The organism is Sutterella megalosphaeroides (genome assembly GCF_003609995.1).
GTDB classification, from domain to species: Bacteria; Pseudomonadota; Gammaproteobacteria; order Burkholderiales; family Burkholderiaceae_F; genus Sutterella; species Sutterella megalosphaeroides.
In genome coordinates, this window is the sequence record NZ_AP018786.1 from 1530061 (window position 1) to 1542492 (window position 12432).

General features: G+C 63.4%; 5 protein-coding genes. 4 read left to right on the top strand and 1 reads right to left on the bottom strand.

The features are described from left to right. Positions 1–139 precede the first annotated feature (139 nt). The 4 genes from S6FBBBH3_RS06400 to S6FBBBH3_RS06415 all read left to right on the top strand — a co-directional run bounded on the left by S6FBBBH3_RS06400 (position 140) and on the right by S6FBBBH3_RS06415 (position 9258). Positions 140–1645: an amino acid permease gene (locus S6FBBBH3_RS06400; protein WP_120176958.1), complete on the top strand. Its 1506-nt coding sequence runs from the start codon at positions 140–142 to the stop codon at positions 1643–1645. Between the two features lie 453 nt (positions 1646–2098). Continuing rightward, positions 2099–3982: a DUF3375 domain-containing protein gene (locus S6FBBBH3_RS06405; protein WP_170143850.1), complete on the top strand. Its 1884-nt coding sequence runs from the start codon at positions 2099–2101 to the stop codon at positions 3980–3982. Between the two features lie 135 nt (positions 3983–4117). Further along, on the top strand, positions 4118–5794 hold the full coding sequence (locus S6FBBBH3_RS06410; RefSeq protein WP_170143851.1) for a DUF4194 domain-containing protein: 1677 nt from the start codon (positions 4118–4120) through the stop codon (positions 5792–5794). Continuing rightward, positions 5791–9258, top strand: coding sequence for an ATP-binding protein (locus S6FBBBH3_RS06415; RefSeq protein ID WP_120176961.1), 3468 nt, complete (start codon positions 5791–5793; stop codon positions 9256–9258). Before S6FBBBH3_RS06410 ends, S6FBBBH3_RS06415 begins: the two co-directional genes overlap by 4 nt. A 151-nt stretch (positions 9259–9409) precedes the next feature. On the opposite strand, the gene S6FBBBH3_RS06420 is transcribed toward S6FBBBH3_RS06415, so the two are convergent. Next, the gene (locus S6FBBBH3_RS06420; RefSeq protein WP_120176962.1) at positions 9410–12268 is read right to left on the bottom strand and encodes a tetratricopeptide repeat protein; all 2859 of its coding nucleotides are present in this window, start codon (positions 12266–12268) and stop codon (positions 9410–9412) included. Between the last annotated feature and the right edge of the window lie 164 nt (positions 12269–12432).

The window sequence follows — 12432 nt, forward strand, 5'->3', positions numbered from 1 at the left end:
GCACTCGCGAAGAAGCCCGCGCCGTAGCAAGATGAACGCATCGTGCGAAGCGCCCGTCGTTCGGGGAATTTCCATTCGAAGCACGAACGGGAATGCGCTTTGCTCCTCGTTTTCTTGCCACGCTTCTTTCCCTCGCACTATGTCCACTACACTGAAACGCTCCCTCTCGGCGCGACACCTCACGATGATCGCCCTCGGGGGCTCGATCGGCACGGGGCTTTTCGTCGCCTCCGGGGCCGTTCTCTCTCAGGCGGGTCCCGCGGGCGCCCTCGCCGCCTATGCGTTGATCGGCCTCATGGTCTACTTCCTCATGACCGGGTTGGGCGAACTTGCCGCCTACGAGCCCGTCTCGGGCTCTTTTGCGACGTACGGTGAAAAGTACGTCGACGAAGGCTTCGGCTTCGCGCTCGGCATCAACTACTGGTACAACTGGGCGATTGCGATTGCGGTCGACCTCGTCGCCGCGCAGCTCGTCATGGCCTGGTGGTTCCCGCAGGTGCCGGGCTGGTGTTGGAGTGCTCTTTTCCTCTCGGTGATCTTCGCTTTCAACTGGGCGTCGGCGCGCACCTTCGGCGAAGCGGAATTCTGGTTCGCATTCGTGAAGGTCGCGGCCGTGGTCGTTTTCATCATCGCGGGTACGCTCCTTCTTTTCGGCATCCCGACCGAAGTTCCGGGCTCGGGCTTAGCCAATTGGACCGTCGGCGACGGCCCCTTTGCGGGCGGCTTTGCGGCGTTTTTCGCCGTTGCGATGGCGGTCGGCTACTCCTTCCAGGGGACGGAATTGATCGGCGTCGCCGCGGGCGAATCGAAGGACCCGCAGAAGAACCTCCCGAAGGCCGTCAAGCAAATCTTCCGACGCATTCTCCTTTTCTACATCCTGTCGACGATCGTCATGAGCTTGCTCATTCCGTACACGGATCCGCGGCTCCTCAAAAACGATCTCGCCGACGTGGCGGTGAGTCCCTTCACGCTCGTTTTTGAAAACGCGGGGCTCGTTTCGGCCGCGTCCGTCATGAACGCCGTCATCCTCACGACGGTCCTTTCGGCGGGCAACTCCGGCATGTATGCCGCGACCCGCATGCTGCATACGCTTGCGCTCGCGGGCAAAATGCCGAAGATCTTCGGGCAGACGTCCGCTTCGGGCGTCCCGCGCAACGCGCTCGTCGCCACGACCCTGATTTCGTGCCTCTGCTTCCTTACGGCCTTCTACGGAGACCGGACGGTCTACTTCTGGCTCTTGAACACCACCGGCATGGGGGGCTTTATCTGCTGGCTCGGGATGGCGGTCTCGCACTACCGCTTCCGCCGCGGCTACGTCGCGCAGGGCGGACGCCTCGAAGACCTTCCCTACCGAGCGCCTTTCTTCCCCGTCGGCCCCGCGATTGCCTTTGCGATCTGCGCGTTCGTTGCGGCGGGTCAGAATTACGAAGCGCTCTTCGACGTCTTCACGGGGACGGCCTTCGACGGTCAGGGGCTCTTGGCGACCTACGTGGGGCTTCTCATCTTCGCCGCGCTTTGGATCGGCTACCGCATCACGCATCCCAAGGTGCGCATGGTCGGCCTTCGCGAGATGCGCTTCCCGGACATCGAGGCGCGAAAGGCCGCCGAATCGTCCGAAGCGGGTGCTACGAAAACTACCGTGTAAAGTCAAGCGGAGGAACCCGTACTCAGATCAAACCCGCCGCAAAGATTTTTCACGCATTTGCGTCGGGAGGCGTATTCTTGTCGGGTAAGAAGTCGGAACGGGCACGATTCAGCGTCTTCTGCGTGTCCGTTCTCTTCTTCCCTTCCGTTGGCCGGGCCTCAGAGCCCGGCTTTCTTTTTGTCGGTTGCGAGCCCGTTCCGCTTTTTTTTCGGCCGAGGCCCGCGCGGACGTTGGCGACGGAAGGGTTCGATCCGCTAAAATAAACGGTTTTTCGGGCGGCTTCGTCGTCCGAACTCGTTCCCGATCGCGTGCGGGCTTTTTCGGGCGAATCCGTTCGCCGTGTCGGCCGTTTTCCACGGCCCGAAGCCCCGGGCGATCGGCGGGCGCCCTCCTCCCCGAGGCACGGCCTCGCGGAGCCTGCGGCGCCCGGTAATTCCGGAGGACTCATCGCTCGTGGCAGCCCGTACTCTCATCGAAACTTACAGAGCGTTGAAAGAAACGCCCATCTGGAAGCTCCTTGCGGGCCAAAACGCGCCCGTCACGGTCGGGCTCCTTGAGAACCTCCTCTACGAGGGCGAGCGCCAACTGCCGGCCTCCGTCTTCATCGACCGTCTCGCGCACGAACTCGGCAAACTCGAAGCCGCCGACCGCTCCGCCGACCGGGAAAGCCGGCGCGAAAGTCGCGAGGGCCCTCGCGAGCTCGCGAAACTTTACGCCGCCCGTTGGGTGAAAGACGGCTACATCGTCTGTCGTCTCCCCGCAGGGGTGGCCGAAGAGGTATACGAACTCACCTCCGCGGGGCTTGACGTCATTCGCTTCTTGACGCGCTACCGCATGCGCCGCTCCGGCCCCACGGAAACGCGCCTTGACATGGTGACGCACGCCCTCATCAAGCTTGCAAACGATTCGGACGCGGACCCCCAAGCCCGCATCGCGCGCCTTGAAGCCGAAAAGGCCCGGATCGACGCCGAAATCGCCGCCGTGCGCGAGGGGCGTGCGGAAGTACTCGCGACCGACTCGGCGCTCACCCGTACGAACGACATTCTCGACCTCTTCCACGAGCTGCGGACGGACTTCCGGCGCGTGCGCGAAGAGTTCGAGCGCCTGAACCGCAATTTCCGCGCGGAGATTCTGCGCAGCGACGCCCCGCGCGGCGACATGCTCGAACGCTTCTTCGAAGGGTACGACGCCATTCGCGATTCGGACGCGGGGCGAGCGTTCGAAGGCTTCTACCGACTTCTTACCGACCCCCGCGCCACGGACGAACTCCAAAACGCGATCGATCGGATTCGCACGCAGCCCTTCTTTGAAAAGCTCGGGGATCGCGACAAGGAGCTCCTGACGAGCCTTCAGACGGACCTCTTGGAGCGCGCCCGCGATACGCGCTCCGTCATGATCGCGCTCGCACGGTCGCTGCGCGAATTCGTCGAGCGGCACGAGTATCGGGAAGAAAAACGGCTCGATCGGCTCATTCGCGAGGCGGATGCTGCGGCGCGCGAAGCGGCGCGCGCCGTTTCCGCAGGCTGTCCCGTCCACACGCTCGAATTCACGAGCGCGTACGTGACGTCCTTGTCGACCCTCGAACTCTACGACCCCGAACTCTCGCGCCTCTCGACCCCGATCGAGACCGCGGAAGCACCCGTCGCGGACCTTCGCGCGTTGGCCGCGCGTCTGCGCGACTCCGACATCGACTACGCGGGGTTGAAGCGCGCCGTGCGCCGAGCGCTTGCCGAGCGCGAGACCGTAACGGTGGGCGAAGTGCTCGCTCTCTTGGATGATCCGGGCGAGCCGACGGCGGATGCCCAAAAGCAATCGACCCCGACCGTGCGTCGGGGGCTTGCCTCGTTGGTGGGGCTCCTGACGCTTGCCGCCCGTTACGGCGAACCCGTACGCGATCCGAAGGCGGAGTTTCTCGAGGCGCTCGCCGCACGCCGTGCCGCCGCAACTCGGGAAACGGACGACGAAGGAAAAACGACGAAAGCCTCCGAGGGTGCAACGACTGCGAGCGCTTCGGACGAAGTTGCCGCCTTCCGGCTCTATCGCTTCGAGACGACGGGCGACGCCGCGGACCCGGCCGATCGCGTGTTCCTGCAGGACCCCGAGGACGGGACCGACGCCGAGGAAATGAAGGATGCGTCGGCTGCCGCGGATACGCCGGAAACCGATCGGGATGCGAATCTGACCCCCGAAGCCTTCTACCCGCTCGTTCCTTCCGCCGACCTCGAGCACGTTGCGTGGACGACCCGTACGGGCGAAGTGCGCGAATCGACCGTTCCGACCTTCCGCTTTACGGGGGCGTCGCTCGAAAAGATGCGTCGCTCGCGGGGGCTGCGCTAAGAGACGAACGATACCGAATCGCACCGAACCGTACCGAACGGAAACGAATTGAATTTTCCGGGCGGGAACCGTCGAGGAAGAGGGCTCGTGGTCCTACTCCCTCCCGTCCGCCCGGAACCGATTATTGAGATGCCCATGACCGACGAAATCGACGACTTCGACGACATTTCTCCCGACGTTGCGACCGACGCCCGCGACTTCGCATACGGCGCCCGCGACGCCGACCCGGAACTCCCCGGGACGCAGCTCTTCGAGGGCGATACGGGGACCCTTCCTTTCAAGACCCGACAGGTGCTCGTGCACCTCTTGCGCGGCCCCTACCTGCGACGCGACCGCAGCCGCCACCTCTGGACGGAGTTGGTCGCAAGCGAAGCGGTGCTGCGCTCGCGCCTGAACGACCTCTTTCTCGACCTTGCGATCGACGACGAAACGGGTATTGCCTTTTGCCGTCGACCCGACACGTACGAATCGAAGGCTCCGTCGCTGCTTCACACCGTGCGCTTGAAGTTCCTCGATTCGGTGCTTCTCCTGATGCTTCGCTCGCGCCTCATGCGTACGGCCGAAACGGGCGACCGCACGGTGGTGGCGCACGCCGAGATCGTCGAGTATCTTCGCGACTACGACCGCACGGCCGATCGCGACGTTCGACTCTTCGACGCGCACGTCGGAGGGGTCGTCAAGCGTCTCAAGGACCGCAAGATCCTTGTCCCGCTTTCGGGCGAAGAGCTTCGCTACGAAGTGAGCCCCGTCCTGCAACTCCTCTTTGACGCGACGGACATCGCCGCCCTCACCGAGGAGTACCGCAAGAAGGCCGAAGAGCTGCGCGAAGACGCGACGGCGATCGACGAGGACCGTCCGGAAAAGCGCGTGACGCTCGACGAGCCCGACGATGATGCGGATGAAGCCGACGCGGCGGACGACGAGGAAATCGATGCGGAAGAAGCCGACGAATCCGATGAATCCGATGAATCCCACGTAGCCGAAGAAGCGCAAGCGGCCCTCAAGGACGTTGAGGCCGACGAGCCGGAGGATACGGAATCGGACGACGCCCCGACGAATGCCGGCAAGGCCGCCGATGTCGTCGCTCCTGACGTTCCCGTCGTAGTTTCCCTCGAAGCGAGCGAACCCGCTCGCACCGAGGAAGCAACGCTCTTCGAAGTCCCGGCGGAAGAGTCCGAAGCCCGAGAAGAGAATGAGGCCGTCCCCGCCGAGGTTCTCCCGGAAGTCGCTCCCGAAGCGGTGAGTGACGTTGAACACGGTGTGGATGTTCCGACTTCCGTCGATGCCACCCCTCTCCCCGTTCGTGCGGCGGTTGAGACTTCTGTCGCCGAAAGCACGCCCGATCGGGATCGAAATTTGATGGTGCAGCTCGACGCCATCGTTGCCGCTCAGGCGGGCGCGGCGCCGTCGGCCGAACCTCTTCCCGAGTTGCCGAAGCGACGCTCGCGAAAGGCAAAGGCGACGGCTGCGGCGCAAGAGCCGAACGAAACGACGGCGACGAAGTCGACCAAGGCGACGAAGACCTCCAAACGTACGAAGGCTTCGAAGGCTTCGGAGACTTCCTCATCGACGCAGTCGCCCTCCGACGTTGCGACGGGCGTGACGGCTCCTCTCGAAACCACGGAAGTGACGGACGTGTCGGAAGTCGAAGCCAAGCCCGCCGCTACCGAGAAGAAAGCTCCGGCCGCACGCAAACCCCGCAGCCGCGCCGAAACGACGCAAGCGCCTCTTTCGTCCGAAGCCGCCGACAACGCTGTCGACAACTCCGCCGAGACCGGCCTCCTTTTCACCGACACGGATGCTGAAGCATGAACGAAACGAATGAAATCAACGCATCGGTTTTCGAAGGCCATACGCAGTTTCGCATCGCGCGCCTGCAACTCTTCAACTGGGGCACGTTCTCGGGCTCGCACGACATCGAGGTGAGCCCCCGAGGGTACCTCTTCGTCGGCGCCTCGGGTTCGGGGAAGTCGACCCTGCTCGATGCAATGGTGACGCTCCTTCTGCCGCAGCCCGAATACAACGCCGCGGCCCACGAAGGGGAGCGCGGTCGCAGGTCCGACCGCTCCGTCATGAGCTACGTGCGCGGCGCCTGGTCGAGCGCGACCGAGTACGAGCCTTCGGGGCGCTCCCGCTCGGTGGTGCGGTATTTGCGCGAAGGCTCGACCTTTTCGGTCGTCGCTTTGACGCTCTTTGACGCCGTGGGCGCCCAATACACGCTCATGCTCGTGGCGTACGTGAAGGGGCGTTCGACCGACGAAAATTCCGTCATCCGTCAGTTCATGATCGCTCCCGGAGACGTGACGCTCTCGCCCGCACTCCTCAAGGAATTCGCGCGCACGGACTTCGACTTCAAGGCCCTGAAGCGCCGTTTGCCCGCGGACCTCAAGAGTTTCACGACCTTCACGGCCTACTCCGCCGCCTTCTCGGCCCTTTTCGGGATCCGCGACAAGGCGGCCTTGAAGCTGCTTGCCAAAGCCCAGTCCGCAAAGAACCTCGGGGACTTGAATACGTTCCTTCGAACCTTCATGCTCGACGAGCCGAAGACCTTTGAGACCGCAGACCGCTTGGTCGACGAATTCGGGGAGCTTTCGGACGCGCACCGCGCGGTGGTCGAAGCCCGCAAGCAGCACGAAATTCTCGAAAAGGCCCGCTCCGCCCTCCTTCGCGCTCAGCAAGAAGAGCGCGACGCGCGTTTGCGCGATGAGGAAGCCCGGGCGACCCCTGCGTGGAAGCTTCGCTTCGAGCGCGACATCGTGGAGCGCGAGCTTCCGCGCTTGAAGCGCGAAGCCGCCGAATCCGAAGCCGCGCTTGCCAATGCCGAGAGCGCCGCGGAAGACGCGAAGAACGAAGTGCGCCGCTTGGAGCAGCTCCACTACCGTGCGGGCGGCGAAGCGGTCGCGAACCTCACGCAAACGCTCGAACATCGTCGTGACGCCGTGAAGCGCGTCGAGAAGCTCCGGCTTCGCGTTGAAAAGAGCCTCGCGCAGTGCGGCGAAAAGGTGCCCGACGAGGAACGCGCCTGGGTGACGCTTTCGGAAGAAATGAAGGCCCTCCTTCGGGCCCGCGAATCGGCCGAAGTCGACCGCATGAAGCGGCGCGACGAAGCTGTCGCGGCCGAGGCCGCCCTGGAGCGGGAACTCTCCGCCCTCACGCGCGAAATCGCCGCGATGCGTTCGCGCCCCACCAATATCCCCTCGAACCTCGCCACCGTGCGGCGACGCATGGCGGACGCCCTGACGCTCGACGAAAAGCGTCTCCCCTTTGCCGGGGAACTCTTCGAGGTGAAGCCCGAAGAAGCCCTCTGGCAGGGAGCGATCGAGCGCGCGGCGCGCGACTTCGCCCTGACGATGCTCGTATCCGCCGAGGACTTTCCGGCACTTGAGGCTTACGTTGCCGAACACGATTCGGGCGAGTGCCTTCGCATTCTTCGCGTCGAACACACGGATCACGAAGAGCCCGCCTTCCGCGGCGAAGCGTTCCTCTCCGAAAAGGTGAATTTCGCCACGGGCCCCTGGCGCTCGGCGGTGGCGCTCGAATTTGCAGCCCGCTTCCCGCACCGTTGCGTCGATACGCTCGAAGCCTTCGAGCGTGCGGACTCGGCCGTGATGCCCTCGGGTCTCGTCAAAACCCGCGGGCGCCTCTTGACGAAGGACGATTCGACGGCGCTCGACGACCGTCGCAGCTGGGTGACGGGCTTCTCGAACGCCTCCAAATTGGCCCTCTATGTTGAAGAAGCCGAACGCACGGAACTCCGAAAGAACGAAATTGCCCGCACCCGCGAAGCGCTCGACGCCGAAGGGCGTCGCTCGCGCGAACGACTGGCCGCCGCCGAAATCGTCACGAACGCCTCCTGGGAGGAAGTGGACCTCTTGGGCGCCTGCCGACGCGAAGCCGAAGCGGATGAGGCTCTGAAAGCCGTGCTCGAGTCGAACTCCGAACTGAAGTCGATCGAGTCGCAGCTCGTCACGGCCCGCGCCCGCGAAGAAACCGCGGGGCGGCTCCTCATCGATCGCACCGTTGAAGCTAAAGAAAAGAAGGCTCGCCTTGCCGCCAACGAAAGCCGTCTCACGGCGATTCTGCGCGAAGCCGAAAAGCTCGGTGCCGATGCGATCGATCCGGCGGTCTACCTGCGGCTTGACGCGCGTCTCCCTGCATCCGTGAAGCTTCCCATGGCGGAGCGCGATCTTGAACGTGCGGTCGACGCCGTCAAGGCCTCGATTGCGGACGCCAATCGCTTGGGTGCGGCCGAAGCCGCCCGCGCGCAGAGCGAAACCTGCGCGCAGTTCGCCCTCTTCCGCAGCCGCTACCCCGCGCGTGCGAGCGCCTGGGATACGGCCTACGAAGCGGCGCCCGAATACATGGCGTACCTCGAAGGGTTGGAGCGGGACGGCCTTCCGAAATTCGAGCGACGCTTCCGCGAGTTGCTCGAAACGCAGTCCCTTCAGAACTTCATCGAACTCGCGTCGCAGCTCACGGCCTCGCGCCGCTCCATTTTCGACCGCATGGCGCAGGTGAACGCCTCCTTGTCGACCGTCGCCTTCAGTCGTCTCGAAACGGGTGACACGCACCTTCGCATCGAAATCAACGATCGGCGCATTGCGGAAGTGGAAGACTTCCGTCGGGCGCTCCGTTCGATCCTTGAGGGTGCCTGGGAGTCGCTCGCACCCGAAGAGGCGGACGCCCGGTTCGAGCGGATCGGCTCGCTCGTCGAACGCATGGGCTCCGCCGACCCCGAGGCGCAGCGCTGGCGCTCGCTCGTCCTTGACGTACGCAATCATGTGGAATTCTCGGCGGTCGAGTACGACGACGAAAACCGCGTCGTCGAAACCTACCTCTCGGGCGCGGGCAAGTCGGGCGGGCAGCGCCAGAAACTCACAACCACGTGTCTCGCGGCGGCGCTTCGCTACCAGTTGGGGCGCTCCGCTACGGGCCTTCCCGTTTTCGCCCCCGTGCTCCTTGACGAAGCTTTCGACAAGGCCGACAGCGAATTCACCGACATCTCGATGAACATCTTCAACCGATTCGGCTTCCAGATGATCGTCGCGACCCCGGAAAAAGCGGTCTATACGCTGGAGCCCTACATCGGCGGGGCGTCCCTCGTGACGATCGCCGACCGACGCCGCTCGGGCGTCATTGCCATCGCCTACGACCCCGTCAAGAAGGAACTCGACTGGGAGGACGCCGTTCCCGAAAACGATTCGCCCGCTCGCCGCTCGGCACGCCGTATGGCGGAATTGAACGCGATCCTCAACGAGATCGAGGCCGAGGGGTGAGGCCTTCGTCGGGCTTCATGGCGCAAATCGTCAAGCGATTCGTGAAGCCTGAAAACGGAGCTTGATTTCCCAAAAACAGATCGGCCCCGGGAGCGATTTGCCGCTTCCGGGGCCGAGTTTTTCGGACTTCCTATTTTTGCGAGCGCGTGCCTCAAGCTTTCGCTTCGCCCCCGTAGAAGGTGAAGAGCCGTTCGGCGGGGTTGTCGGTGTCGGGCGCTCCGCCGCGCATCTTTTTCACGTTTTCGAGCAATAGGACGGCAGTCTCGAGCTCGTCGATCGCGCCCTCGATGACGTTGCGGTAATCGAGCGCCTCTTCGGCGATGATTTTCCGCCTTTCGGCAAGCTTCGTGCCGATCTGGCGCATGGTTTCCGTGAAGTCCGGGGCGGGACCTTCGAAACCGATACGCATCGCCACGAGGGTTTTCTGCAGCGCTCGGGCGTCGTTCGCCCCAAGCACAATCGGATGCGTCCGGGGCGAGAGCGTCTGCACCAAGGCCCAGGCGATCGAGGGATTATTCTTCACCAAGAGGCCCGCGTTCAGGAGCGCCCGATCGGCCTGCCAGAGCACGGCCGTCACGTACGCGCGATGCGAGCCGAGCGCGGTGCCCACGACCGTCGCGTGGCCGTCCGCCTCAAGCGCCCGCGTGAATTCCGCGATCGCCTCCCGACGCCTGTTTCCGAACGATCCCTTCGGGGCCTTGGGGCCACGGACGACGTCGAACGCAATCATGACGGTCGTCGCCCCGAAGTGTTCCATGGTCTTCGTGAAGTCGACCCCGGACAGGTTGGAGTGCGAGAAGATGTACGGGTCGAAAAGCTCCGGAAAGAGCGACCGACCTTCTCGGATGTCCATAAAGAAAGGGGCGCCCGGATGGTTGATGCAGTCGACCTTGAGGTCCTGCCACTCGATCGGAACGTCTGCGAGCGTCATGCCGTGGGCGTCGGGAAACTTCTTGAAGAAGTACGTCCGGAGGTCTTCAAGCGAATAGCCCGGCTTCTTCGGGCGCCAATCCCAAAGAAGAAAATCGGGCCGGAAGTACGACATATAGGCCGCCTCCCCGACGGCCGCGATCACGGCGTCCGTCAATGCGGCGCAGAAGCGCTCCTTCGCCTTGATTTTCTTCCCGACCGCGACGGCGAGGCGGATTTTCCCGTTGACGATTTTCGGGTGGAAACGCAGCGTAGCGAGGTCCGTGTCCTTCAGAAGCGGGTTGACGTAGGTCGAGAGGTCGGCTTCGGGTCGACCGCTTTGCAGGAAGGTCCAGCGGTCGGTGATTCCCTCGGGCATACGCTTCAGGAATTCGCGCAACGCAAACAACTCGCTCTTTGTGCTGCCGGCGCCGAGTTGCAGGACGGGCTTCCCTTCTTCGTCGAGACCGACCTTCCGGAGCCACGCTTTGCTGAAAACGGAAATCGGCCCCTCGATCACGAGCCGCGGGTCCACGTCGGCGCGTTCGGCCAAAGAGATCTGTCGCACCATCAAATCTTCCGACTCTTCGACGGTGCGCCCGACGATTTCGGCTCGCTCTTCGAAGCTCAGGCGCGGGAGGATTTCGGTCGCGTACTGCAAGGCGCGGCCCATGGAATATATCGCTCGGGAATCGGGTTCGTATTCCTGCGACGCGAGGAGCGTTTCGAACCCCGCGCGATAGCTCCCGTTCGCAAGGTACCCCATGCCGAGAAGCCGCAGCACGCAGGCGCGATCGGATGGCTTCGTCACTTTCGGGAGAAGCTCCTGCAAGAGGTCGATCGAGCGCTTGCGACTGTACACGTCAACGTAAAAGTTGTCGAACGTGAGCAAAAGCACTCGAGCGTATTCGATCGTCAAGTCGATGTTTTTCGTCCCGGGAATGGCTTCAAGCGTGTGTGCGAGGATGTCGTAGCCCGCTTCCGGCGTCCAGCGCGCGACGTGTTCGAGCCATCCCTTGCGATCGTCCTTCGCGGGGAGATTGCGAAGGTCGAACGCTTCGTCTTCTTCCTCCTCGGTCATCTCGCGCCAGACGGGCTCATACCCCGTAAGGAGCGGTTCGACGCACGTTGGGCCGAGGCTCAGCGTCAGGAGGATCGCGTCCCGGTTGCCGTCCTTCGAGATGATTTCCGCGCGGAACGGATTCGCAATGCGCACGCGCTCGACTTCGCCGTAGGCACCGCTCCAAACGCCCCGCGCGATCATGCGGACGGCTTCCGGATCGAGCATCGAAATCGCCGCGAGCGACATGTTGAATTCGATCGTGAGCGAAGGAATCTGCAAGGTCGACGTTGAGACGTGAAGGCCCTCGGGCGTGCGCGTCGGTTCGGTCGCTCTCAGGATCCGAAGGTTCTTTTTGAGTTTCTCAGGGTCGACCATGATCGAGCGGGTCAACTCGCGGAACTCGGCGTACTGGTAGTAGTCGAACGCGCCTTTTTTGAGCTTGTCGAGATCCTGCTCGTCGATGATCGGGTCGGCGAGGTCCGCGACCTTCTCAGGGAGCGTTCGGTTCGACTTCAGGACTTTGCGAAGCTTCCTCCGGAGCCGCCGGAAAAACGTCGGTTCGGAGAGGTGCATCTCCCGAATCGTTTCGTAAAACTCGATGGCTTCGTTCAAAAGGTCTTCGGCGTCCTGAGGCCGCCCCTCGGCAACGGCTGCAACAACGAAAAAGCGTACCGCACGAAGGTCGTACGGAGCGATCTCAAGCACGCGCTCGGCCGCTTCGATCGCCTCGCGGGTCTTGCCGTCGCGAAGGCGCGCTTCCAAAAGGAACATGAGGTACTCGTACGAGTCGACGTCGTCGAGCGAGTCGGGCGCCGCCCATTCGAGGACGTCCAGCGCCCTCACCCGCGTCGAGTAATCGAGATTTTCGAGGCCGGCTCGGGCGTACGTCAGGACGAACTGCAGGTCGCGCGCGACCTCCTCTTTCGTGAAGCGCTTCCGGCGCAGTCCCTGTTGAAGGACCTCATCGAGATAATCGAACCGTCCGGGACTGTCCTGCAAGACTTCGAGCTCCCTGAGGTCTTTGGGTTTGAGGATCATTTTGTTCTCGCTTTCGGGGCCGGGCTCGCCGAACCGTCAGGGGGTTCGGCACGGGCCAGGTATAAGGATGGTTTGTTCGGGGCGCGCGTCCATAAGGCGCCTCCCCTTCGGTCGAAAAAGAGCGGGCGCTGTGCTCGCTACTTCTTCGTCCCGAAGCGCTCGGG